This window comes from Acetobacterium malicum subsp. dehalogenans DSM 11527 (genome assembly GCF_000472665.1).
GTDB classification, from domain to species: domain Bacteria; phylum Bacillota; class Clostridia; order Eubacteriales; family Eubacteriaceae; genus Acetobacterium; species Acetobacterium malicum.
Genome location: NZ_AXAC01000013.1, coordinates 77,565 through 102,560 on the forward strand (window position 1 = coordinate 77,565; position 24,996 = coordinate 102,560).

At 41.9% G+C, this 24,996-nt stretch carries 18 protein-coding genes and 2 pseudogenes; 7 read left to right on the top strand and 13 right to left on the bottom strand.

The features are described from left to right. Positions 1–207 precede the first annotated feature (207 nt). Positions 208–1,557, top strand: a pseudogene (locus A3KS_RS24195) (FAD-dependent oxidoreductase); the annotation flags it as partial. A gap of 117 nt (positions 1,558–1,674) precedes the next feature. On the opposite strand, the gene A3KS_RS0106335 reads toward A3KS_RS24195, so the two are convergent. Further along, on the bottom strand, positions 1,675–3,018 hold the full coding sequence (locus A3KS_RS0106335) for an MATE family efflux transporter (protein WP_026394205.1): 1,344 nt from the start codon (positions 3,016–3,018) through the stop codon (positions 1,675–1,677). A gap of 96 nt (positions 3,019–3,114) precedes the next feature. On the opposite strand from A3KS_RS0106335, the gene A3KS_RS22415 reads away from it, so the two are divergent. Next, on the top strand, positions 3,115–3,930 hold the full coding sequence (locus tag A3KS_RS22415) for a MerR family transcriptional regulator (protein WP_026394206.1): 816 nt from the start codon (positions 3,115–3,117) through the stop codon (positions 3,928–3,930). A gap of 15 nt (positions 3,931–3,945) precedes the next feature. Here the strand turns inward: A3KS_RS22415 and A3KS_RS0106345 are convergent, their stop codons facing one another. The 5 genes from A3KS_RS0106345 to A3KS_RS0106365 form a co-directional block, all read right to left on the bottom strand. Beyond that, complete coding sequence (locus A3KS_RS0106345; protein ID WP_035355474.1) at positions 3,946–5,325, bottom strand: MFS transporter; 1,380 nt, start codon at positions 5,323–5,325, stop codon at positions 3,946–3,948. Between the two features lie 257 nt (positions 5,326–5,582). Further along, positions 5,583–6,389, bottom strand: coding sequence for a methyltetrahydrofolate cobalamin methyltransferase (locus A3KS_RS0106350; RefSeq protein WP_026394208.1), 807 nt, complete (start codon positions 6,387–6,389; stop codon positions 5,583–5,585). Between the two features lie 138 nt (positions 6,390–6,527). Beyond that, positions 6,528–7,157, bottom strand: coding sequence for a cobalamin B12-binding domain-containing protein (locus A3KS_RS0106355; RefSeq protein WP_026394209.1), 630 nt, complete (start codon positions 7,155–7,157; stop codon positions 6,528–6,530). A 104-nt stretch (positions 7,158–7,261) separates the two neighbouring features. Then, positions 7,262–8,560, bottom strand: a complete 1,299-nt coding sequence (locus A3KS_RS20305; RefSeq protein WP_051355698.1) for an MFS transporter — start codon at positions 8,558–8,560, stop codon at positions 7,262–7,264. A 20-nt stretch (positions 8,561–8,580) separates the two neighbouring features. Then, positions 8,581–10,044: a trimethylamine methyltransferase family protein gene (locus A3KS_RS0106365; protein ID WP_026394210.1), complete on the bottom strand. Its 1,464-nt coding sequence runs from the start codon at positions 10,042–10,044 to the stop codon at positions 8,581–8,583. 242 nt (positions 10,045–10,286) lie between these two features. Here A3KS_RS0106365 and A3KS_RS0106370 point away from each other — a divergent pair, with 242 nt between their 5' ends. Then, entirely contained in the window at positions 10,287–11,678 is a 1,392-nt protein-coding gene (locus A3KS_RS0106370; RefSeq protein WP_026394211.1) for a sigma-54 interaction domain-containing protein, read from the top strand. Between the two features lie 135 nt (positions 11,679–11,813). On the opposite strand, the gene A3KS_RS0106375 is transcribed toward A3KS_RS0106370, so the two are convergent. Both A3KS_RS0106375 and A3KS_RS0106380 read right to left on the bottom strand, forming a co-directional pair. Beyond that, the gene (locus tag A3KS_RS0106375; RefSeq protein WP_026394212.1) at positions 11,814–13,712 is read right to left on the bottom strand and encodes an APC family permease; all 1,899 of its coding nucleotides are present in this window, start codon (positions 13,710–13,712) and stop codon (positions 11,814–11,816) included. Positions 13,713–13,871: 159 nt separating this feature from the next. Beyond that, positions 13,872–14,690 (bottom strand): MerR family transcriptional regulator, encoded by an 819-nt coding sequence (locus tag A3KS_RS0106380; RefSeq protein WP_026394213.1) that lies wholly within the window; start codon positions 14,688–14,690, stop codon positions 13,872–13,874. A 199-nt stretch (positions 14,691–14,889) separates the two neighbouring features. Between A3KS_RS0106380 and A3KS_RS20310 the strand changes: the two genes are divergently transcribed. After that, entirely contained in the window at positions 14,890–16,305 is a 1,416-nt protein-coding gene (locus A3KS_RS20310) for a subtype B tannase (RefSeq protein WP_051355699.1), read from the top strand. Positions 16,306–16,449: 144 nt separating this feature from the next. Here A3KS_RS20310 and A3KS_RS0106390 read toward each other — a convergent pair whose 3' ends face one another. From A3KS_RS0106390 to A3KS_RS20315, 3 genes are all read right to left on the bottom strand, one after another. Next, positions 16,450–17,754: an alkaline phosphatase family protein gene (locus A3KS_RS0106390; RefSeq protein ID WP_026394214.1), complete on the bottom strand. Its 1,305-nt coding sequence runs from the start codon at positions 17,752–17,754 to the stop codon at positions 16,450–16,452. 9 nt (positions 17,755–17,763) lie between these two features. Continuing rightward, complete coding sequence (locus A3KS_RS0106395) at positions 17,764–19,014, bottom strand: MFS transporter (RefSeq protein ID WP_026394215.1); 1,251 nt, start codon at positions 19,012–19,014, stop codon at positions 17,764–17,766. Between the two features lie 329 nt (positions 19,015–19,343). Then, complete coding sequence (locus A3KS_RS20315) at positions 19,344–21,278, bottom strand: putative bifunctional diguanylate cyclase/phosphodiesterase (protein ID WP_051355700.1); 1,935 nt, start codon at positions 21,276–21,278, stop codon at positions 19,344–19,346. A 326-nt stretch (positions 21,279–21,604) separates the two neighbouring features. On the opposite strand from A3KS_RS20315, the gene A3KS_RS0106405 reads away from it, so the two are divergent. Further along, positions 21,605–21,889: a hypothetical protein gene (locus A3KS_RS0106405; protein ID WP_026394216.1), complete on the top strand. Its 285-nt coding sequence runs from the start codon at positions 21,605–21,607 to the stop codon at positions 21,887–21,889. Between the two features lie 96 nt (positions 21,890–21,985). Here the strand turns inward: A3KS_RS0106405 and nrdG are convergent, their stop codons facing one another. Next, on the bottom strand, positions 21,986–22,492 hold the full coding sequence (gene nrdG / locus A3KS_RS0106410; RefSeq protein ID WP_026394217.1) for an anaerobic ribonucleoside-triphosphate reductase activating protein: 507 nt from the start codon (positions 22,490–22,492) through the stop codon (positions 21,986–21,988). Continuing rightward, positions 22,493–22,750: pseudogene (nrdD, locus tag A3KS_RS23100) on the bottom strand (anaerobic ribonucleoside-triphosphate reductase); the annotation flags it as partial. It abuts the gene before it with no gap. A gap of 113 nt (positions 22,751–22,863) precedes the next feature. On the opposite strand from nrdD, the gene gmtY reads away from it, so the two are divergent. Both gmtY and A3KS_RS0106425 read left to right on the top strand, forming a co-directional pair. Then, the gene (gmtY, locus tag A3KS_RS0106420) at positions 22,864–24,348 is read left to right on the top strand and encodes a gamma-mobile-trio recombinase GmtY (RefSeq protein WP_242834745.1); all 1,485 of its coding nucleotides are present in this window, start codon (positions 22,864–22,866) and stop codon (positions 24,346–24,348) included. A gap of 11 nt (positions 24,349–24,359) precedes the next feature. Beyond that, a partial coding sequence (locus A3KS_RS0106425; RefSeq protein WP_026394220.1) for a VPA1269 family protein occupies positions 24,360–24,996 on the top strand: 637 nt, incomplete at its 3' end.

Below are 24,996 nucleotides of genomic sequence, written 5' to 3' on the forward strand. Positions count from 1 at the left end.
TTACCACAAAACCAATCGTGAAACGATATATTTTTCGTTTCATAAATCGTTGCACTTTTAACCAAACTTCAATTAATCGTTTCACTCCGTATTGCAACGATCAAAATTGTAGGTCCAATTGGTTTATATGAACCGCCCCCACCCGATGGTGCCGCTTATCATAAGTTCATAAGTTAGTGGCAGGCACCACTACTTAAATATGGCGGCGATTTGAAAAATCGGATGCGCTTTACTTTAGAATGTATTGCCGCCATGCGTCAAAATGTCGGCCCCAATTTCCCGATTTTAGTTAAATTCACCCCTTATCACGGTGTTGAAGGCTTTAGAGAATTGGCTGAAGGTCTCGAAATGGCTAAAATTCTCAACGAAGCCGATATTGATGCCCTTCATGTTGATGTTGGCTGCTACGAAGCCTGGTATAAAGCTATCACAACTGTTTATGAAAATGAAGCACATCAGCTGGATGTTGTCGCTGCGGTTAAAAAGATTGTTGATAAGCCGGTTCTTGGCCAGGGTAAACTTTGTGATCCTAAAAAGGCTGAAGCTGCCATTGCCGAAGGCAAAACTGATTACGTTGTGCTCGGCCATCAAATGCTGGCGGACCCACATTGGGCTAATAAAATAAAAGCTAATCAAACGGAAGACATTATCCCCTGTATCGGCTGTAATGAATGTCTGTTGTCCGGTTTTTCCGGCAAGCATTATTACTGTGCCGTCAACCCTTTAACCTACGCCGAAGACGATTATGCGCTGCCGCCAAAAACATCTGAAATTAAGAAGGTGCTGGTGATCGGTGGCGGTCCAGGCGGAATGTCGGCTGCCATTGCCGCTGCCCAACGAGGATTTAAAGTCGATTTATGGGAAAAATCCGACAAGCTTGGCGGAAATTTATGGGCTGCCGGCCTGCCGACCTTCAAACACGACGTTTTAAACCTGATTCGCTACATGGAAACCCAGATTAACAAGTCCGATATTCAGGTTTCGCTAAATAAAGCGGCAACCAAGGAAAACATCAACGCTGCCGACTATGATAAAATCATCCTGGCCGCCGGTTCTAAGGCACTGATGCCACCAATTGAAGGTATTGAGTATGCTGCAGCTTCCGGCGATTATCTGACCGGGCTTAAAAAACCAGGTCAAAAAGTCGTTGTCATCGGCGGCGGTTTAGTGGGCTGTGAAACAGCTGCCTATATGAAAGAAACTGCGGCCGAAGTTACCATTGTCGAAATGCTGGATGATATTTTAAAAATTGCCGACCACTGTTTAAATAATGACCAGGCTCTACGGGATCTGTTAAAAGAACGTCAGGTTGGTGTCATCGGCGGAGCTAAAGTCACCAAAATCACAGCCGATGCTTTGACCTATGTTAAAGACGGCCAGGAGCAGACTATTTCCTGCGATACGATTATTATTGCGGCCGGTTACCAGGCCAACAATGAATTGGAAGATTATTTAGAAAGTGTCTGCGATAATGTCACGGTTGTCGGTGATGCCGAAGCACCGCGTAAGATTTTGGATGCGGTTCACGAAGCCTACCACGCCATCCGGGTTATGTAATTTATTCTAAGTAAAAGGTTTAAGTTAATTAACCGCTGCCGTTTTCAAATACAGCAAAACAAAATCCCCCTGACCGTGAAAATTTGGTCAGGGGGATTTTGGCGTATATTTTAATTTTCAAACCTTCGCAACACCAGCCTTGCGTTGTGCCAACCGAATCATTACCATTGATAAAATAGCGGCAGCCAATGCTGAAAGCGGAATGTTCAACCAGATGGCAATAAGACCCAGGCTCTCTGTTAAGGTCAGCAAAAAGAACACTGGAAAGGCCAAGGCCATCGCTGTCGATATCATCGTTGCATAGGCATACTGACCAATGGCGGTTAGATAGCATTGGGTCGCCAGCGAGATCCATCTAAACAGATACGCCGATGCAAAGATCAGCATGGCCTGAACCGTCATTGTGATGACGTCCTGATCACCGGCACTGATAAACATCAGCGCCAGGGTTTCCCTGCTAAAAATAAGAATGCCGGTCATCGCCATCGAAATCACACCGCAGACCCCAAAATACATGCGCACAATTTTTCGAACCCGCTGATGATTCTTTGCCCCGAAATTGTAACCCACTGCCGGCTGGAGCGAATCGCAGAGACCATAGAGAACCTGCTGAATGATCCCATCGGCATACAACAGCACCCCATAGGTTGCCACTGCCCCGGCGCCGCCAAGACGCAACAGGTAGATATTGATTACAATCGAGGTAACCCGGCTGGAGATATTACTGAAGAAACTGGGAAACCCATTTGCAAAGATCGTGCCCAGCAACTGTCTGGTGATCCGCGGCCTCACAAATTGCAGCTGGGTTTTACCAGCCAGAAACGGGATAAAGCAGATGATGGTTCCGATGAACATCCCCAGGTTAGAGGCCAGAGCCGCCGCCCAGATCCCCCAATGTAACACCACAATCATGATAAATTCAATGATAATGATCAGCACCGACACAAAAATATTGGCAAACATGCTATACTTGATTTTTCCGCAAATCCGCAGATAGTTGTCCACGGCAAACATGATCAGGGTAAACGGCGACAACAGTGCATATACTCGCAAATATTGGGATCCCAGGGCAACCAGGGCTTCATCGGCACCCATCAGTCTCAACAAATCATCTGCAAAAATGAAGAACATCCCTCCTAAAAGAACACCGGAGACCACGATCATAATACAGGCCGAAGTAAAAATATTGTTGGCGGTTTTCAGATCCTTTTCGCCCAGCCGGATGGCGATGGGCACCGAAGAACCGACCCCGATGAGCTCAGCCACTGAAAAATTGATAATAACCAGGGGCATCACCAGATTCATGGCTGCAAAGGCCTGGGTTCCCAGATTCTGTCCGACGAAAACACCGTCAACCATCTGATACAGGCAGGCTGCCAACATACTGATAATGCTTGGGATTGCCACCATCACTAACAACCGGTGGGGCGCTACCTTTTCATATAATGTTTTGTAATCCATACTTATTTCTCCATTTCATCCTGCTGTCTTGACTTTTCACAGCTTTAATGTCATCATAAACCATGTTGTTACCCCATAGTCAAGCGAGGTTTTGATATGAAAAAAATGTTTTTTACCAGTGGCGAATTTGCATCGCTTTGTAATACCACCAAAGAAACGCTGCGTCATTATCACCGCATCGGCCTGCTGATCCCCGAAAAAATTCAGCCTAATGGGTATCATGCCTACTCGGACTTGCAGGTCAATGATTTCTATCTGATTGATATTTTAAAAAGCACCGGCTGTTCCTTAGCAAAAATTTGCCAGATTTTCTCAACCCCATCCCCCACCGACTTCCAGAAGATTCTAGCAGAACAACTAAACAGTCGGTTGATCGACAAACAGAATCTGCTGCGAAAAGAAAAGATGCTGCGCCAGAGCATTGAAAAGTATGAGCTACTTCAGGATCGCTCCTTTCTAGGCATCTGCCACGTCATTGAGACGGAAGCAGAGGAATATTTTATCGGAACCCCCATCGCCTTTGATGCGCTGTCGCCAGCCGCCTTTCTGAAAGCCCAGAAAGAGCATATTCAATATTGCCGCACCCATGACTTCGGTGAGGAGTATCAGCTATCATTTCTGATGCACCATGAAAGCCTGATCAGCCGGGATTACTATACCGGCAATTACATCTGCAGCCGCATTTCCGAACCTATTCCCGATGATCGGCTCTTTATCAAGCCTCAAGGCCGCTACATCCGGCTGATCAAAGCCTGGAACCCGAATATGGAGGAAACCTATGATTTTATTCTCGACTACGCCCGGGATCATGGCCATAAAATACGCGGAAACGCCTACGAAGCCGAGGTCTCTCTTTACATGCAGACCAATGTGGGGAATTACATCACGGAGATTTCGATCGAGATTGAGTAAGGTTTTTTGAGCTTTTTACACTTCATTATCAGCGGTATTAATTTTCACGGGCACACCCATTGTGTCCCCTAATTTAATTTCAGCAGATTTGACCAGATTGGCATCTTTGGTTTCCGGTGCCCAGAAATATGACATGCTAAAACCAAAGGCAAGGACGCATGCTAAAGCAAGCATTGTCGGCGTAAAACCAATGCCAGCAATACCCACTGGCAACAGATATGTTCCAGTGGCTGCTCCTAAGCGGCTGATTGCGGTACACATCCCAACCCCTTGCGAGCGAAGATTTGTTGGAAATAATTCTGGTGGATACACCCCGGTCAGATTTGAAATCGCCGTCATAAAAAAAGTAAAGATCAGAAAGGCAATGATTTGAACAGCCGCACCGGGTATAAATGTCAGCACCATTAATGCCACCGCCATTATTCCAAATGACCAAAGCGTAAACCCGCGGCGCGTCATTTTTATGGTCATCCAAAGACCTGCCAGGCCGCCAAGTATCAGCATCAGATTCAGTACCAGGTCAACGGTCCATGTTTCTGACAAATTCATCGTCGTCAGTATTAACGGCAGAAAGGTGTAAATAGCGAAGTAAGGAATAACAATTGCCATGAAGAATAAACCGCCAAAAGCTGTCCGTTTCCGATTTTCTTTATTAAAGAGGTCGAAATAGCTGACTTTTTTTGGTGCTGCTGGTTCTGGATCCATATAAACATTTGCTCCCAAATATTTATGGACAATGGCCTCGGCTTCGTCGCGCCGACCTTTGCTCTCAAGCCATCTTGGTGACTCCGGCGTACCAATTCGTAAGATTAGTACAATCGCTGCGGGAATTGCCGCACTGGCCAGCAACCATCTCCATATTCCGGGATCAGCTGAAGGCATTAACACAACTCCGATAATATTGGCCGCTACATAGCCAACAGTCCATACCACACTAAGGGCTCCCAGGAGAACGCCTCTTGACTTTTTCGGGGCAAATTCAGCGAGTAATGCTACGCCGACCGCATAATCTCCACCTAATGCAAATCCAATCAGCACTCGACAAATAAATAACGTCGCCGGGCCAGTTACAAAAAATTGAAGTAATGAAAACAGTGTTATTGTTATAAAGTTAAACATAAATATTTTCTGGCGTCCTATTTTACCCGATATGCCCCCGAGGATGAGGCTTCCGAAAAAGAGCCCAATTAAAGCGGATGCTCCAATTAATCCTTGCCATACCGGACTAAGCGTCATTTGGTTTTGCATGAAGATAATTGCCATGCCGATCGTTCCAAGTACATAGCCATCCGTTAAATGGGCGCCAAAAGTTAGTGCCGTAATTTTAATATGGAAAGCTTTAAGCGGAAGATCATCCATATTAATTCGTTCATTTGTTGCTATTTGACTAGCCATAAAAATTCTCCTTTTTAATCGACTATCTCATTTTACTCAAATTTAATTACTCTATTGAACAATAAATTATCTCTCTTAATTATAAAAACGGCTTCCGACAGCTTCATAAGCTGACGGAAACCGATTCAATTTCTGCAAAATATTCCCTATCTGATTCGCCATAAAAATTCTCTCCGCAAAAGAATATTTAATCCTTTGTCTTAATCGGGAACCGTTATTGCGATACCAAGTTTCACAGCACCTGAATATCGGATGGCTTACTTCGCCATCGGTCCAATCTGTCCAGCCCGAAATGCCTTGCTGTATTTCCGGCAGTGTTTATCCTGACCCATCAGTGCATAAGTTGCAAAGATGGTTCCCATCAAATCGCGGTTCATCGGGTCCATCACGGCTGAGTCCATACCTGCCTGGATGGCAAAACCCATCGCGGTTTTGTTCAGCAACGCCCGTACCGGTAAGCCAAATGATATATTGCTGATGGCTCCGGTCACATGGATGGTGGGATACAATTTCTTAATAGCCTCTATTTCAGCCGCAAAGTTCATCATCGAACTGTTTTCGGTGGACAATGCCATAACACAAGGGTCGATGTGAATCCGATCCGGGGTAATGCCATATTTAGCAGCCTTTTCCACCATACTCTTGGTAATGTCTAATTTTGTCTCCAGATCATTGGGAATGCCGTTGTTATCACAGGTTAGCCCCACGACTTCCCAGGTATTCCCTTCCATCAGTGGCAAGAGCACCTCGCATTTATTTCCTTCTTCCGAAATAGAATTGAGCATCCCCGGCTTGTTAGCGTATTTGAACACCGCTTCAATCACCCGGGGATTTGGGCTATCGATACACAAGGGGGTATCCGTGGCGTCTTGAACCACTTCCATCAGCCATTTTAAGGTTTCAATCTCAAACTCCGGAGCCGTGCTGGCACAGACATCAATAAAATGGGCTCCGGCCTCAGTTTGCTTGACAGCCCGATCGGCAATGAATGCTGAATCTTTCGTTTCAATTGCTTCTTTCACTGCGGGGATAGTTCCGTTAATCTTTTCTCCAATAATAATCATCTTCGCTCCTCTGATCACCCTATCTAATTTTCTTTAGGACTGTCTATTTATTTTTTCAACCAATTCATCCTTATCTAATTTTCTTTAGGACTGTCTATTTATTTTTTCAACCAATTCATCCTTGCACAACAATCGATTTTATAACCAGCCCTGACAGATCTTGACCCCTTCAGCCGCATTGGTGGTAAAAGCATCTGCCCCTACTAACTGACATGACTCTTTGGTTACCGGGTTTCCACCGATGATGATTTTCGAATCAATACCTGCCGCTTTTAGAGCTTCTACCGTTTCCTTCATGGAGTCAATCGCCAGGGTCAACACCCCACTCATACCAATAATCTGTGGTTTTACTTCTTCAGCCTGTTTGACAAACTCTTCAACAGCAACATCAATGCCAAGGTCTACCACTTCGAAACCGGCCGCTTCGGACATGCTTTTGAAAATATTTTTTCCGATGTCATGGAGATCCCCATGAACTGTTCCCAACAGAATGGTTCCAATTACAGTTGAACCGCCACCACCGAGAGCAGGTTTTAAAACGTTAATTGCTTCCGTCAGCAGTTCCCCAGCAAATATCAGATCACCGACAAAGTAATCGCCTTGCTCAAAAAGATCGCCAACAATCGCCATACCGGCCTGACAGGCACCAACTGCTTCCAGGGCTTCTGCTTCTGACGGATTGGTATCCACAAAATCTTTTAGCAGTTCCATTACCTGTTCTTCTTCCAATTCTCCCATTGCCGCTGTTAAAATTTTATAATCCAACATACTTTTTCTCCTTCAAATATGAATTTACACTTGTTCATTTCGTCTGTTCCTATTTAACTTTAGGATGTTATTTTTTCTCTTCGTGTTGATTGTTTTAAATCCCATCAGACAGCGGCACCATTCTCTAACTCGGTTTTTAATACCAGACTTGAAACTGCTGTTTTTTTACCGCGCTGTAATAATAGAATACCGGAACCGATTCCCAGAATTGCCCAGGCAATCATGAAAATAAAAATTTTGTTAAAACCAATCCCAATGTCACCTGCTTGTATCGCGCCATCCAGCCATGACCCACAAATAGGCCCGATTAAGAAATCTGGAATATAGGCAATAAATGAAATGATCCCAGTTGAAACAGCGGTCATAAAGGTTGGGATGCCTGCTTGTCCCATGGTCGACCAATAGGTTGATTTCATTACGTTGGTAATAAAGGTCAGCACGATGGTGAGTGCAATACTGATACCCACGACTTTGTCTGACACCATCACTAATACGATCAATGCCAAGGCACCAGCAAATGCGTACAGAAAGCCTTTTCCTTTATAGGTAAATTTGTCCATAATCACGCCGCCAAAAATACCAGCTACAAAAACAATAACATAACTTCTGATGATCCCTAAGGCGCTGGCAGTTTGCGGTGTGATGCCCAGAACCCGAACTGAATATGTGGTCAGATAACCATTAGACAGAGCCCATAAGGCATACCCTGACATAATCACGAGAATAACAATCCAGGTTGATGAACTTTTTATCCCAATTCCAAATTTTTTGAATTGACTGTTTTTTTCGGCGCTGTGTTTTTCTGTTTTTTTGCTATCTGCGGGCACGAAGAAAAATGTCAGGATGGCCAGGGTTAGATAAACTGCTGCATTAAAGAACAGCAACACGGTAAAACCGGTTGTCATATTGACAAAAAGACTAAGAATCCAGATACAGACAAAACCTACTGCAGTTTGACCCATTCCCCTTAGAGCTTCACTGATTCCGAATAGACGGCCTTGTTCGCGTTCTTCACCAAGACTCTGAATCGTTTTCAAATAGGCTGACCAAAAAGTTCCGACAGCAAAAACTCCAAATAAAGCATGAATGACAATTAAAGTATTGTAATCAGTGGTAAACGCATACCAAACTGTGATGGCTGTTAATCCCAACAGAGATGTAATAATCAGGTTTTTAGCTGAGAATTTATCTGCCAGGTATCCACCGGGCAAATAGCAAATGGTGTTTGAAAAAGCATACACACTGGATAACATACCCATCTGAAAGTCGTTCAGACTCAAAGCCAAACTCATTTGATCATAAAAGGTAAAACGCAGCAATGGTGTGAAGTAAGCCATTCCGGCAGCAACACTGAGGATGAGAAACACAATGTTTCTTTTTCTCTTTGACATGATCTGTTCCATTATTTTCTCCTTCTGATTTTTTATAGTTGATATTTGAACTTTTCTGGCAAATAAGCATTAAGTATCTTTTTTTGTGAACTCGTTACATCTGGCAATTTATAGTTAGCAATCCGCTCATCGGCCTGTTTTCTGGCTCGATCAATCAGATTTCCATTTTTTTCGATAATGCTTTCTGCTGAACCGCCTTCACGGACAAAAGTTTTTGACAGATAATGCTCTTCGCGATAATCTTTCGGCGTACGCCCGGTGAGATATGCGCCACGGGGACCGGTTTTATTTATTAAATCAAAATTTAATTTTTTATCAGTGATACTCAAGCCCTGATTAATCCGTTTTAAATAATGGATAATCTCTTCATCCAGGACGAATTTTTCAATACTACCTAAATTGTAAGCCCCATAGGAACCGGCTGAATTTAAAATAAAATCAGTTTTTCCCAACAGTCCAGGAATAAGTGTCATTAACGATTCTGCTCCACATTGATAATCCAGATCAATGGCATTGGTTGCTGCAACGCCGCCACGAACCGGAACATTGTAATATCGACCCATCGCCAGCAAACCTAACTGCATTAATACAGCTTCTGGTCCACCAGTTGCCAATTGAACATTTCTCATATCAGTTCCAGATGTTACCGACCCATAAACTACGCCCACTCCGGGCTTAATCATCTGAGCCAAAACAATTCCGGCAAGAATATTTGCGTTATCCTGAGCAATGGTTCCGGCCAAGGAAGGTGGCGATGTTAAATTGGTCATGGAACAGGCAATGATGATCACAGGCTGACCTAATTCGACAGCACCAATAATGGTATCGACAACTTCGCTGCCGATCGCCAGCGGTGATAATACGCAGCAATTTGATAACATCACTGGCGTGTCCCAGACATCATAAAATTCCTGGTGCAGTTTAACCAGATTCTTATTGGCCTGAAGCATGGACATTTTTTTATTATTGGATGGGGTTATCGTATTCGCCTGATAAATAGGTTTCTGACAGTATTTTAAGCCCATGGCAACTTGAGGAGTATGAAAATCAGCCACACTCTTGTCTAAATCATCGGTATTCTGACAAGAATGGGTAACCATATCAACAGCCGTACTTGTTTCTTGAAGGATGTAATAATCTTCAACATCTCTTAATGTTGCCGGACGGTAGGTATTATTCGCAAAATCCTGAATTGTTGTCGGTGCTACCGGTCCAGCGCAAATGGTTGGTGAATCTTCGCCGATACTTAAGATTCCTTTGGGGCTGTAGATCTGGAAGGATTTCGGAACCGTTTTCAAAGCATCGTTCAACATTTTTTCGCTGATAAACACCTTTTGTCCATCGGTCTGGGCTCCATTTTTTTTAAACAAATCAATTGCATAATCGCTTTCGATAATAATTCCAACTTCTGATAGAATTCTCAAGCTACAGTCATGAATCAGTTCAACATCTTCCTGGGACAGATATTTTTCATAAATTTTTCGATTTGGATACATTAGTTTCTCCTCTTAAAATTAATAGTTTTGTGCACACCATATTACAACAGCAATAAACGTGCCAACATCTCCATCGTCCTTGTTCTCCGGTTATTTCTTAAAATACGCCGCCCTATTTATTCACAAATGAATAAATAGGCAAGTTTTATCAACCCATCGTTATTCACAATTGGATATTTTCCTTGTACCTGATCTGAAAACAAGTTATAATGGCTTACACTATAAAAAAGGAGCCCGATCTCATGGACAATCCATTTAACCACAGCCAGGAGTATCAAAACTATTTGTTATCCCTACCTAAAGAACTATATATTAAAATTTTAGAAAATTTATTTCTCGGTATTTTTGTCAGCGATGTCAATGGCCGTACTATCTATGTTAATCCTGCTATCTCACGGCACTATGGAAAATTACCGGAAGAATTGGTCAATTACAATGATTGGGGAAAATGGGAAGGGATTATCTACCCTCCCGCCTATAAACAAATTCTAATCGATAAAAAACCGCTGGTTTATCGACAAAAAAACAACCTCTCCCGTAATTACATGGTCACTATAACCAATCCGGTTATGAAAGAAGCTAACAAAGATGAGATTGACTTTACTGTCCATGTCATCCAGGAAAATTTCACAAATTTTGATGCCGATGCCAAAGATATGCCCACTCAAAAAATCGCCAAAGCGAATCAGCGCCGCAAAATTATTGGCGACAGTCATATTTTTTTGAAGCGCATTGTTGAACTTGAGAAGGTTGCAAAATCAGATATGGCAATTCTACTGCTGGGAGAATCCGGTACCGGTAAAACTCTGATTGCAGAATATATCCATAATACCAGTGCCCGAAAAAATGAAGCCTTCATGTCAATTAATTGCGGAGCAATCCCTGATAATCTCCTGGAAAGCGAACTTTTTGGCTATGTGCCCGGGGCTTTTTCCGGGGCAAGTAAATTCGGTAAAAAAGGTTTGTTCGAGCATGCCCATAAAGGCACCATTTTTCTTGATGAAATCGGCGATCTGCCCTTAAATTTACAGGTTAAACTCCTGCATGTTCTGGAAAGCAATGAATTTTTACCAGTTGGCGGGACAACCCCTATTCACGTGGATGTGCGGATTGTTTCGGCAACCAATAAAAATATCAATGAACAAATACAGGATAAAAAATTCAGAGAAGATCTCTATTGGCGAATCAATTCCTTTACCAGCTATATTCCAGCTTTGCGGGAACGAAAAGAAGACATTATTCTACTGGCTCTGCACTATCTCAAAAAATATAATTTAAAGAATAATACCAACAAGGTATTTTATCCATTAACACTATTGGCACTGATGCGCTATGACTGGCCCGGAAATGTCCGGGAGTTAAGAAATATCGTCGAGCGAATGTATGTTTTAACCGCTGGCAACATTATCTATGAAACTAAACTTCCTGATGAGTTACGTCACGAAAATGAAATTCAGAAAGAAACTTACTTTAGTTCCTATGACAAATTGCTGGATCAGTTCAAGTTTCATTTAATCAACGATGCTTACAATCGCCATCATACCTCCACCGGAGTTGCCAAAGAACTGGGTATTTCACAGCCTAAAGCACATCGACTAATCAAGCAGTATTGCGAGATGATAACAGTCGACTGATCATCAGCGATCAATTTTCTGAATTTTCTGTTCCGGTTTCGCCAACCAGATTAAATTTTCTGGTTCAGGTTAGTAATAACAACTAAAAAAAGCTTTTGACCAGCTGGCAAACAGTTGGTCAAAAGCTTTTATGCTTTACATTTTCTCATCAATATCAATTCCATTCTTGGACAGTGAATCAAGGGAGTAATGATACGGGATAATAACTGATGTGACATTCTTAAAGCGACTTAAAATCCGTTCCAAAAAATAAGTTGTCTGATTATGTAATACTGAATCATACCAACTATTCGCCACATATTTTATCATAATGATTGTCAGGTTTTCGCCATGGCCAAGATCCTTCTCCCGTTTATACACATAGCATTTAAGGGTTCTAGTAATATCCCGATAGGGGTTTTCAATGATCTCCAGTTTCAATGGAATTTTCAGTTCTGCCCATTGGGTTCGTAATTCTTCGGCATGCTTGGGATAGCGGCAAATATGAAGAACCGTGATATCATCTGAAATGGTATTGGCATAATTGAGAGCTTTTAAGGTTGCCTTATTAATTGATTGCAACAGCACAATACAAGGTGTCCCTTTCATGCCAGCCGCCCTGGTATAATAGGGTGCAAATTCATTTAATATCAGTTGCTTTTTAACTTCTGCATAATGCTTTTTGATATGAATCATTACACAGATGATAAGCGGTATGGCAATTGCCAGCATCCAGGCTCCTTCAAAAAATTTTGAATAAAATATAATCAGGGAACCTGCTCCGGTTACGACAGCACCGAATATATTAATCAGCGATTTGTACTGCCAGCCAGTCTTTTTTTCCCGGAGCCATTTTCTGAACATGCCGTACTGGGACAAGGTGAATGAAATAAATACCCCAACTGAATATAATGGCATCAAATGATGCGGGTCGCTGTGAAAAACAATCACGAGAAAAATAGCCACAACCGAGATAAACAAAATGCCATTGGAAAAGCTGAGTTTCGCTCCACGTTGGGAAAACTGTCTGGGTACATATTGATCATGTGCCAGCAAGTATAATAAGAGTGGCAGTCCATTATAAGCCGTATTGGCAGCGATAATTAAGATCAACGAAGTGGTTAGCTGGACAAAATAGTAAAAAAAGTTCCGCCCAAAAATTGCCTGGGCAATTTGGGCCACAACCGTCGTTCCTTCAATGTGGACAACGTGTAAATTGACTGCCAGCATGATGGTACCGCCAAATACAACAACGATAATCCCAGCCAGTAAATACAAAACATGTCTGGCATTTCGTTGTTCTGGTGTTTTAAAAGCAGGTACTGCATTGCTTACTGCTTCAACCCCGGTTAATGCCGAACAACCAGATGAAAATGCCCGCAATAACAGCAGTACCATAATGCCTTGGAACGCCTGATTTGGCAATACCCCGGATAATTGATCCGGCGTGTAGGAGATTGGCATCAGTGTCCCAGAGAAAAGCTTGAACAAGCCAACAGTAATCATGATGCACATAGCAAAGATAAACGCATAGGTCGGAATTCCAAATATTTTTGATGACTCCCGCATTCCTCTGAGGTTAATCAAGGTAACAATTAAAATACACCCCACTGAAATCTCAATCCGATAGGGGTCTAGACTGGGGACTGCCGCCACAATTGCCATCGTCGATGACGAAATACTAACGGCAACGGTCAAAATGTAGTCCACCATCAACGCCGCCGCTGAAATTAAAGCTGGCTTCTCGCCCAGATTTTCCTTAGAAACGATATACGCTCCACCACCATTGGGATAGTGAGAGATAATTTGAGAGTAGGAAAAAACCAGAAGTAGCAGTAACAGGATAATGGCACCGGCTACCCCAGGCACATATACAAAGGCGGCAAAACCAAGTAATGGAACCAGAACGATTATTATTTCTTCCACCGCATAGGCAACCGAGGAAACCGCATCGCTAGCCAATATCGGCAAACCCCATCGTCTGGACAAACGCTCATGTTTAATTTCATCTGATCGTAATGATTTCCCGAGCAGGGCATTTTTTATCTTTGTCAACTAATCACCTATTTTCATAATCTAATATGAATCATTCCTATAATTTATGCTATTTTGTTTAGCTTAAATAAATTATCATACTTCATATAAAGATGGTGTAAAGAAAATAGAGCCAGATATAAATATGATATTATCCAAGAAATGGAATGTTTAAAACACTTAATCAATTCTAATCGATATTTCCGAAACATAATTTTTGTGATCGTTGGTAGCTGCCTCATCAAGGACTATCTGTTCGTAAGCATAGCCTGTCATCACCAAACCATGCTTGTCTGCATAATCGCTAATATTTTGATAAGTTCTGGGAGAATCTTCCCAATCGCCCTTACAGAAAGATTTTAAATATATCCCCTTTGGCTTCTTAAAACATGTTGTACCCAGGTTATGCAAAAGTTTCGTATAAATATATGAATAGTTAAAATAATTACCTGCCCTGATATTTTCAACATCAATCATTACGTTATAAGTGGATGTGCCATGTAGTGATAATTTCGAGCAATTTTTTATATGATGATAACTGATCTCAAACCAATTATCTTCGGTAATATTTTCAGGAATGGGCGTGACGTACAGGTATACCATTGGGCATTCTTCCTGGAAGACGACAGCCTCTTCCGTTGCCAGATATTTTTCAATAAATTTGATTTTACTAGCTACCATGCTACGCATATGCTTGATCCTGATTGCATCTTCCTCGAGACGCTCCTTTTGCCGATACAGTAAGGAAAGCTCACTGGTAGCAGAACGGTCGTGTAAAAGCTGCTTTATCTCTTCAAGCGGGATTCCGATATTACGTAATTCCAGGATCACATCCAGTAAAGAATTTTGATAGTTCGTGTAATACCGATAGCCCTTAGCATTGATCATGGCCGGTTTAAATAGACCGATATCGGCATAGTACATTAAAGTCCGCTTGTTAAGACCACGCAATTTGGCGAACTGCCCGGTTGTAAAATATTGCTGTATATGTTTTTCCATAAACACACCTCACTATTGACTGAACAGTAACTGTATGGTTTATTATATGATTTAAAGTGGTCTAAGTCAATTGGAATTGATTTAAACGATGGATAGCTTCTGCTCTAGCTAATTTGACTGCAGCAATACTAATCTGAAAAAATCATCGAAAGATACTGAGCACTTCGTGCTTAAATTTATTATCCGAGGAGAATATAAAATGGAATACCGCCTGGAATTCAACGCAAACAACTATACCATCAAAACCTTGTCACTTGCTACTCAAACCATAATGTATCGTGCATATGAAAAGATTGTCTACGTCAAAAAACCCGTTGACATCAATTATCAAATTATGAATATCTATGTTCTGGAAGCCTACTATAATGGCAAAACCATCAATGGTTACACTACCGAGACAGCTCCAATTTTTTTTGAAAATGCGGTTTACGGTTATCTGCCTGCCAAACCAGCCAGCCCTGATCAAACCTATATCCCAGATGAGTATCGTGATGATATTACCTACCAGTCCACTAATGATTTAAGTCAGAATTCTTTAGCCGTTGCACTGTCCAAAGGTTATGTAGTAGTAACGCCTGGTGTCCGCGGCCGTACTACGCAGGATGAAAGCGGTAAATACACTGGCAAAGCTCCCGCCTGTATCGTTGATTTGAAGGCCGTTGTCCGTTATCTGCGCTATAATGCTGTGATAGTACCCGGCAACGTTGAAAAGATCATCGCTAACGGAATTAGCGCCGGCGGGGCCCTCTCATCACTACTTGGTGCCACCGGAAACAGCAAGGATTATGAGCCATATCTGCGGTCACTTGGTGCCGCCGACGCACGCGACGATATTTTTGCCGCATCCTGCTACTGTCCCATTACAAATTTGGATAATGCCGATTTGGCATATGAATGGTTATTTTACGGTATCAGTAATTACACTGGAACGACTGGCCAAGGTAAAATGACTGCCGATCAGATTAGGGTCTCGGAAAAGCTGAAAGTCATGTTCCCTGCATACGTGAATAGTCTGGGACTTAAAAATGACTCCGGAACCGAGTTGACCCTGGATGCTGACGGTAATGGTAACTTCAAGGACTATGTTAAATGTTTTATCATATCCTCTGCTCAAAAAGCCATGGACAGCGGTACTGACTTATCCACACTGCCCTGGTTAATAATAACAGGTGAACAAATTACCGACATTGATTTTGGCAAATTTATCGAGTACGCCACTAGAATGAAGCCTACAGCCGCTTTTGATGGTTTGGATCTTAGCAATGATGAAAATGACCTGTTTGGAACAGCAAACGTCAAAGCCCAGCATTTTTCTCAGTTCGCCTGGGAAAACAGTACCTCCGACGCCTCACTCGCCGATCCATCCATTGTTAAGATGATGAATCCTATGAACTATATTGTCGCTGAAGAGACGTCAATTGCCAAACATTGGCGTATCCGCCACGGTACAGTTGACCGAGACACCGCCCTCGCGATCCCCATAATTCTGGCGACGATGCTGCAGAACAAAGGTATCGATGTTGATTTCGAATTGTCCTGGGATAAGGGTCATGACGGTGACTATGATCTGGATGATCTCTTTGACTGGATCGTAAGTATCTGTGCCGAAAAATAAGTACTGTCGATGCTATGCACGTCTTCTTTGAGAATCACTGTGCCCATTTAAACCATAATAGCACAATACCACCATCCATTAGTTCAACCATTAAATTTTTCTGGAGATTTTTACGGATGCCACGGCTATGATACCGTAACTTTTCTAGTCGCTATCTGTTTTATCCCGGAAAATTTCCTGCAACGGCCTGCCGTCACAGTCATAAAAATCAATCCCCAGAATACTTGCCATTGTCGGTGCGATATCAACCATTTGAATTTCACCTAACTGAAAATTATTTTTTATTCCTGCGCCGGATGCCACGAAAACACAGCGGTAACCGGGTTTATCCGGTAAATAGCCATGGGTCGCCAGCTCATCTTGAGACGCTTCTACCGGGGCAATAACTGAGCCCTCCAAATCATCTTCAAAACAGTAGCCGGCCTTGGCTTCCAGCATATAAGCAATGGAGGCTTCCGTGTGATACTGAGCCAATTCCGCTTGACTGTAGAGCCTTTCGATTCCAAAGCAATCCTCGCTGATCGCCTGGTTTAAAACCGTCAGGGCGATCTGCTCAGCTTCGCTGTCATTTTCGCGCAGATGCAGATAAGCCGCGCCGCCGGCACTTTGCAGATAGGCCCGCCATTGCATGGTTCCGTTTTCTTCAAAAATAAGACCTTTTTCTTTGAATAATTGATTGAGCTTTACCTTATACCGGACGTTGATCTGTCCGTGATCCCCCACGACAATAAAGGTCGTTTCCTCTTTAATCCCAGCTTTTTCAACAGCCTGAATGAGATCACCCAATCTTTTATCCATCCGGATCATCGCTTTCTCGACTTCCGGGCTGTCAGTTCCGTACTGATGTTTGGCCTCGTCAAGATCAATGAGGTGCAGTAGCAGCAGATTGGGCTTGTATTTAATAATCGTATCCACTGCGCACATGGTTGAAAAGTCATCCAGATAGGGTTGTTCAATACCCTTTCTAAAGCGTCCGAATTTCTTTTCCAGCCTGAGGCAATAAAGCGGACTGCCATTTCTCAAAATTTTAAGAACCTGGTTTTCATTTTTAATCGCTCTAATCTCCGGCAGATTGTAATCAATGGCTGTCCTTCCCGTGACCGGCCAAAGAATTCCGGCCGATTTCATATGATATTTTTTTAGCGCATCATAGATCGCCGGTACTTTAATTTCCTTCTTATACCAGAACCAGCGCTGTTCCGTTTCTGCCACAAAAGGCTGAAAGGGGTTATTATGATAAATCCCATGTTTATCAGGATAGACTCCGGTTACCATGGTCGTATGAACGACATAGGTCAGACTCGGATAAACACTTTTTAACGCTGTACTGTAGGTGCCATTTTTTATTAATTCTGATAAATTTGGAAGCCTGCTGGCCGTCTCCCAGTTATCTTCTGAAAAAGCATCGTAAGAGATTACCATTAAATATTTTGATTTAGCTGTACTCATCTTTACATCTCACTCCATGATTTCAGAATATTGACCCTGATCCGCCGGCAGCGTCATAAAAATAATAAATCCAATCACAAACAAGGGAATAATCCCTAACATACTCAATCTGGTATTGCCGGTTAGCGTTGTTGTCAAGGCCATGATCGTCGGACCGATAATAGCTGAGAATTTGCCAAAAATATTATAAAAGCCAAAAAATTCATTCGATTTTTTCTTCGGGACAATCTTAGCAAAATAAGATCGACTCAGGGCCTGAATGCCTCCCTGAGCAGAGCCGATCATCGCACCCAGAATAAAAACATGCCATATCGACGTAATATAGATTGCCGCCACGCAAGAAATAATATAGGTAAAAATACCAACAATAATCATCGCTCTGGTTGAAAACCTTTTGGCCAGGATACCATAAAGAATCGCACAGGGAAAGGCAATCAGCTGGATGATCAGCAGAATTCCCAGCAAAGTAAAGGTATTTAGCGAATCGCTGCCCAAAATTGAAGTCGCATAAGGCACCACCATTTTGATGATGGTATCGACCCCATCAATATAGAAAAAGTATGCCGCTAAAAATAAAAAAACGGTTCTATGACTTCTGATATTCTTGAATGTATCGGCCAGACGTTTAAAACTATTAACCACCGGCCTTGGTTCCGGTTCAATATAGTATCGCTGTTTGACATCCTTAATCATCGGGATGGTAAAGAGCCCCCACCAGAGCGCCGTAACAATGAACCCGATCTGATAGCCGATCGCATTGTCCATTCCCATCATAAAAATCAACGCCAGACTGATTCCAAACGGAATCACGCTGGCGATATAACCAAACGCAAATCCCGTGGTGGACACCTTATCCATTCGTTCATCACTGGCAACATCGACGATGAAGGCATCATAAAAGATGTTTGCCCCGGAAAAGCCAATGGCTGATAAAACAAAGAAAAAAATTAACAGCTGCCACTGTCCACTTGACGGTGAGACCAGGGCCAGGGCGGCCGTTGCCAGGATACCAAGCAGTGTAAAGAAGACAAAAAAGCGTTTCTTCTTGTCCTTGTAGTCGGCAATTGCCCCTAACACCGGACTTAATAAAGCGATTAAAATGCTTGCCATTGAATTAAAATAGCCCAGATCCATACTGCTTTGGACATTATCAAACATCCCAAAGACAATTGGCAGCAAGGCTGTTGTAACCGCCATCGAATAGGCTGAATTCCCACAATCGACCAGAACCCACGAAATTTCTGCTTTGCTAAATTTCATAAATGATATCCTCCGTTGTTATACTATTATAAAGCCTTCACAGATTATGGTACAACAACTTTTCTTTTAGTTGCGATGCCAGTCCATCAATGGCAAAAGACTTTTTTATCCCAAAAAAATCCAATGCTTTTCGCCAATAAATCTGCATAGTTATAAATTTATATCAAATTGTAAAAAACAACAAGAACAACTATGTTAAAAGCACTTCAAAAGAGGAATTAATAAATTTCTCAAAGCTATAAATGTAACAAAAAAGCAACCTCCTTATCCAGCAGTTGCTCCTCATCAAACATTCTGACCCTTTGGTATCCCAGGATTTTTCCTGTCTGTTACTTCTGATCCCGTTGTTCCTTCAAATGCGCGGCCATCGCAATGTCTCCCAGCGGCCGGCTCAAAAGATAGCCTTGAATTGAGTCACAGTTTTTAGCTTTCAGAAAATCAAACTGCAGTATTTCTTCCACCCCTTCAGCTACCACATGGATGTCAAGACTGTGAACCATCTCGATGATGCTGCCCACAATCCGGTTGTTTTTCTCTTCTTTTTCAATGGAATTAATAAAGGAACGGTCAATTTTAAGCACATCAATGGGCAGTTGCATCAGATAACTTAAGGAAGAATAACCGGTTCCGAAATCATCCAGAGATATCATCACACCAAAATCTTTCAATTCTTTTATGATTTCAATGGCCTGTTCCATATTGCCAATAAATACCGATTCGGTAATCTCAAAGGTCAGACTTTCCGGTGAGACCCCTTCTTCCCGGATCACGGATTTGATCCCCTCCAGAAAATCCGGTCGCTTCATCTGCACGGCCGATACGTTAACGGCAATCCGAATTTCCATCTTCAAGCTGTTTCTGATTTCGATGATTTTTTTGCAGGCTTGTCGCAGTACCCATTCACCCAGTTCACCAATTAGTCCAATTTCTTCTGCCAGGGGAATAAATTCTGCTGGTGAAACAAGCCCTCGCCCCGGGACTTTCCAGCGCAGAAGGGCTTCAAAACTAACAGTTTTTTTATCCAGCGCATTCACAATAGGTTGATATTCAACAAAAAACTCTTCCTTTTCGTAGGCCTCAAGCATCCGATTTTCCAGTTCCATCTTATAAAGGACTTCAGTTTTCATTTCTTTCTGATAGAATTGAATGGAATTTTTTCCCAATTCCTTTGCTTTATACATAGCGGTATCTGCTGCTTTCAAAAGATCTCCGCTGTTTTTAGCATCCAATGGCCAGATGGCAATCCCAAAACTGGCCGTAATAATCACCGATTTGTCCCCCAACTTAAGCGGATTTCCCAGCAGATTCAAAAGATTCTGAGTATAGCCAAGCAAGCCTTCATCTGAAATCTGGCGACGAATCAGCACGGCCAGCTCATCCCCACCCAGACGCCCCAACAGATCCTTTTCGTGCATGGCGTTTTTCAGCCGGGTGGTAACTTGAATCAACAGGTCATCACCAGCGCTATGTCCCATCGAATCATTGATCTTTTTAAAATTGTCAAGATCAATAAATACCAGTGCAAATCGATGGGAATTCTCACGATTCAGATCAATTAACAGCTCAATCTGTTCCAGAAGCATCTTGCGGTTGGGAATCCCAGTCAAGGTATCAGTATAAGCCAGAAATTCCAGCCGTTCCTGATTTTCTTCAATTTCTGAATTATAGTGAACCAGCAGTTCATTCTGAGCCTTAAGTTGCTGCTGATGAGCCAGTACATCGTCATAGAGCTGGCTGAGGTTTTCGTTCTGGATGAGCGCTTTAGCATGCATCGCCGTTTTCTTTTGAAGGATCAGCTGGTAGATCCGGTTGGTGACAATGCTAGCCACAATGATGAATAAAAAAACAACCAGTAAGGTGAACGTAAAGGCCTGGTCCATCTGGACGGATAGCACCGGATAATAGAACAGACTGACCCCAAAAGACAGCACTACAGCAAACAGCATGTAATAAAACAGCGTCCGCTCGATCATCATATTTGACATGATAATCATGATCAGTATAATCATCCAGAAGATGAAGGTTAACCGCTCATAATAAGCCAGATAGGTAGCCAGCAGCCCAAACAGCAAGGCTATACTCATCAAATGAAGAGCAAGACGGTGAGGCAATTTCTGGTACAGGAGAATTAGAATAAATACACCGCAAAAAAACAATGTGCCACTGACTTTTACAATGCGAGGCAAACTCTCCTGCCAGTAAAAACCAATGCTCACGCTGACTGCCGCCGCTATCAGGAGCATCGGCCCCAGCATCGCCATCATCAATTTCCCTTCATTTTCTTTTATCTTTTTAATATCATCGGATTCAGCAATACGATTGAGACTTTCCCTAAGCTGAAATTTGATCGTTCTGATAAAATCACTCCCTTTTTTGCAACAATGACTGATTGAAAAACTGCTTTTTAATATAAGTTATTCTAAACATATTATACCCAAAATGATCCCTGAAACCAAATATTTCAGGGATCTTAAAAACAAAATCTCATTCTCAACTACTTATTATTTCCAATCAATCGATGTAAAATAAAGTGATTGCTTAAATCAAAGCGATATGCGATTATAAAGCTAAAAAAGCGTGGAGGGAAAAAATGAACAAGTCTAAGAAAATACTTTTGGGGATTTTGTTGTCAATGTCACTGTTAATATTTGCAGGGTGTCAATCGATGGGACGAGATATAAAAACAACTCAATCAGAATGGATCGGAGGTCTAGATCGTCACATTTCCGTTTATTCTCAAAGCGGCACCTTATTAGCTGAATATGATGGGAAAGTCGACATCGAAGACACCGAGTATGGCAACAAAGTTTTATTTGATCTGAACGGAAAAAGAACCATTGTCTATAACGCAATAGTGATTATTCAAGAAAAATAATATTATATGCTTTTCACAACGGATTAGAGCCCTGGCGAATCCCAAAAAGCAACCGCAGACGATGCGATTGCTTTTATTTTGATTATTCTTTATTTTCTAGATGATTTCGCTAAGTGTCAATCTATTTTCCCGCCGGGACTTGTTCATATCGATGATCCGCTGATTTTTTGATCCTCTGAATTTGAGCATCAGGCTCTTTTGCGCTGCTTCAAACTTCCCATCCACCAAGATATCGGTGTTTTTCAGCAACCGCAGCCGCTGCTCATCTTTTTTCTTCGTCAGGGTTTCGTAAGTGTAGCCGGTATAGGTCATGACATGATAGCCAAGTTCCTTTGATCGTCTGGCTAATTCAGAAAAGCCTTCCGGCTGTTCAAAGGGTTCCCCACCGCTGAGGGTAATGCCGTCCAGCAGGGGGTTTTTTTTCATTTCGTTGATAATGGTTTCAATATCCACCAGGTTACCCCCATTAAAATCGTGGGTGGCCGGATTATGACAACCGTCACAATGATGCTTACAGCCTTGGGCAAAAACCACAAAGCGAATCCCCGGGCCATCGACAATGGATTCCTTGACGATTCCGGCGATTCTTACTTTTTCACTCATTTACAATTGCTCCATTTGTTCGCTGGCATTGAAATGTTTGATCCGATCCCGCTCTTCAGCTTTTTTGGCATCATTGAAGCGATCCAGGGTGCCCACCAGATAACCGGTGATTCGGCGGATCCGATCGAATTGAACGTCACCTTCCAGACGACCGCAATTGGGACACTCGTCGCCGATGATTCCGGTATAGCCACAAACCGGGTCCCGGTCCACCGGATGGTTAATGGAGCCAGTATATAAGGTGAAAATTTTATAATAAATGCGTAGAAATAGTTCTTGTTTTATTGCTCAGTACTTTTATGTTAACTTGCAAAATGATGGTATTTATGGTATGATATATAATATATTAATAAACCATTACGGCAAAGGCGGTGAGCATTATTAGACATACTCGAATAAAAACTAGAACATATACAGATAATACATCCAGAAGTATTCCTCTAACAACTATGATCGTTGAATATAATGATAAAGTTCAAATCTTAATCCCGTTATATGAATATCAACTTAAAAAACATATGATGAGCAAATCTTGGCATGATAAATTATTACAAGCTGTAAACCTTTTGTTGGACTACATGGAAGTGAATCAAGACTGTTATTCATCACCTGAAGAATTCTTCGCATCTTTTGCAGAAGCTCTATATTGTGGAACCATCAATGAAGATGGATACGACAAAAGTCGACTCTATTGGATTCCAAAGAAAACAGACACCGCAAATAGACTTTTAAACCAGTTGAGTGAATTTTCAGATTGGTTGTGTAATAATTATGGATCAATACAATTAAATCCTTGGCGAGACGCAAACAGCTATGAACAAAAATTGAACTGGATCGCTCAAATCAACAAAAGTCAGCGTTCTTTTTTGGGACATTTGGACAGTTCATTAAACATGAGTGGGACAGCAAGAAAAGTCCGGAATTTAATTATGCGTAGAAATCCTGTTTCGGCACGAGGCGGAACAAAAGCTTTCCCTGAAGATCAAATCAACATGTTGCTTTGGGAAGGGTTTAATAAAACGAACAAAAAAAACAACTTATCTTTACTTGATAGCTATAATTGGCGGGATATAGCAATAACGATTCTTATGCACGGCGGCGGATTAAGACACAGCGAGGTTTTACATCTATGGGTTCAGGATGTAATGGACGACCCATATGATCCAAATTTAGCTTTAGTTCGAATATATCACCCATCCGAGGGCGCACCCCCAAAAGATTTTATCGATCCTTTAAACGGTAAGCCTCTGAATAATAGAGAAGCATATCTGCGGTTAAAATACGGTTTACAGTCAAGAAATCAATACATTTCTAATAATAGTCGCTTTGCAGGCTGGAAAGACCCAAAGCTGGATAATGAGCGAGAATATTATATGCATGTCTATTGGTTTCCTCGAGAATGGGGCTATATTTTCAGGAAAGTATGGAAAATGTATTTGCTAAAGCGGATGCATGAAAGAATAGAGGAAAAGCACCCATTCGCATTCGTTTCCTTTTATCATAAGAACAAAGGCGAAATGCTAAGTATGAGTGCGAGCAGAGAATCGCATGCTAAAGCAGTTGAAAAAATTGGCCTTACTGTTAGCAAGCCTTCCGGGACTACAGAACATGGACATCGGCATGCCTACGGTCAGCGATTAAGCGTGTCTGGTATAGACCGCAGAATCATTCAAGCCGCGATGCATCATAAATCGGCTGAGTCTCAAAACGTTTATACAGAACCAACGATCATAAACGTGACAAATTCACTTAATAAAGCAACTCAAGCACTTGAAAACGGAACTAAACTACCTATGGAAGATGATATAGACGCATTTTTTAATCAAGAAAAAAAAATAAAAAAACGTTTCATTTAAAGGAGCAATCAATGACAAATAAAAAAAATTCAGACGATAATACATTTAGATGGGTTTTAAAATTAGATGTTGATTTTGAAAAATGGAGACAATATGCAGAAGCTTGGATTAAAACTTTAGACGGTGGCATATCAGTAGCCAGAAGATCAATTACTGTTTTTTTCAAGCGATATCTTTATGAGCAACACCTTACAAAAGATCCTGCTAAATTTTTAGATACCAGCTTTGAGGCTCTGGATTTTTTTGAAATTTGCTATGGTCATAGCAAAAGTCAATCGACTAGCGCTTATGATGCCAGAAAAATAAGTTCATTCATTGACTGGGTCTTGGAAAACTACTTCTCCGTTAAAACTGAAGATGGAAAAACCCTGGTTTCCGAAGATTATCATAATTCTATCAAAAAATCTATTCCAATACGAAAGAGAAAATCATCCAAACCTGATGGTACAGCATTCCGTTGGATTCTAGAATTAGATCCTGATTTTGTGCAATGGCAACAATATGCTGAAGATTGGCTAAAAACTATAGACACTGATGTATTATCAACCAAAAGATCGGTTACAGTCTTTTTCAAACGCTATCTTTATGAGCAAAACATTACCAAAGATCCTGCCAAGTTTTTAAGTACCAGTTTTGAGGCTCCGGATT

Bases quoted from the DNA above. Each gene is read 5' to 3' on its own strand.
- A3KS_RS0106335 (WP_026394205.1), bottom strand. From the start codon at position 3,018: ATGGATTACAAAACATTATATGAAAAGGTAGCGCCCCACCGGTTGTTA.
- A3KS_RS22415 (WP_026394206.1), top strand. From the start codon at position 3,115: ATGAAAAAAATGTTTTTTACCAGTGGCGAATTTGCATCGCTTTGTAAT.
- A3KS_RS0106345 (WP_035355474.1), bottom strand. From the start codon at position 5,325: ATGGCTAGTCAAATAGCAACAAATGAACGAATTAATATGGATGATCTT.
- A3KS_RS0106350 (WP_026394208.1), bottom strand. From the start codon at position 6,389: ATGATTATTATTGGAGAAAAGATTAACGGAACTATCCCCGCAGTGAAA.
- A3KS_RS0106355 (WP_026394209.1), bottom strand. From the start codon at position 7,157: ATGTTGGATTATAAAATTTTAACAGCGGCAATGGGAGAATTGGAAGAA.
- A3KS_RS20305 (WP_051355698.1), bottom strand. From the start codon at position 8,560: ATGGAACAGATCATGTCAAAGAGAAAAAGAAACATTGTGTTTCTCATC.
- A3KS_RS0106365 (WP_026394210.1), bottom strand. From the start codon at position 10,044: ATGTATCCAAATCGAAAAATTTATGAAAAATATCTGTCCCAGGAAGAT.
- A3KS_RS0106370 (WP_026394211.1), top strand. From the start codon at position 10,287: ATGGACAATCCATTTAACCACAGCCAGGAGTATCAAAACTATTTGTTA.
- A3KS_RS0106380 (WP_026394213.1), bottom strand. From the start codon at position 14,690: ATGGAAAAACATATACAGCAATATTTTACAACCGGGCAGTTCGCCAAA.
- A3KS_RS20310 (WP_051355699.1), top strand. From the start codon at position 14,890: ATGGAATACCGCCTGGAATTCAACGCAAACAACTATACCATCAAAACC.
- A3KS_RS0106390 (WP_026394214.1), bottom strand. From the start codon at position 17,754: ATGAGTACAGCTAAATCAAAATATTTAATGGTAATCTCTTACGATGCT.
- A3KS_RS0106395 (WP_026394215.1), bottom strand. From the start codon at position 19,014: ATGAAATTTAGCAAAGCAGAAATTTCGTGGGTTCTGGTCGATTGTGGG.
- A3KS_RS20315 (WP_051355700.1), bottom strand. From the start codon at position 21,278: ATGATGGCGATGCTGGGGCCGATGCTCCTGATAGCGGCGGCAGTCAGC.
- A3KS_RS0106405 (WP_026394216.1), top strand. From the start codon at position 21,605: ATGAACAAGTCTAAGAAAATACTTTTGGGGATTTTGTTGTCAATGTCA.
- nrdG (WP_026394217.1), bottom strand. From the start codon at position 22,492: ATGAGTGAAAAAGTAAGAATCGCCGGAATCGTCAAGGAATCCATTGTC.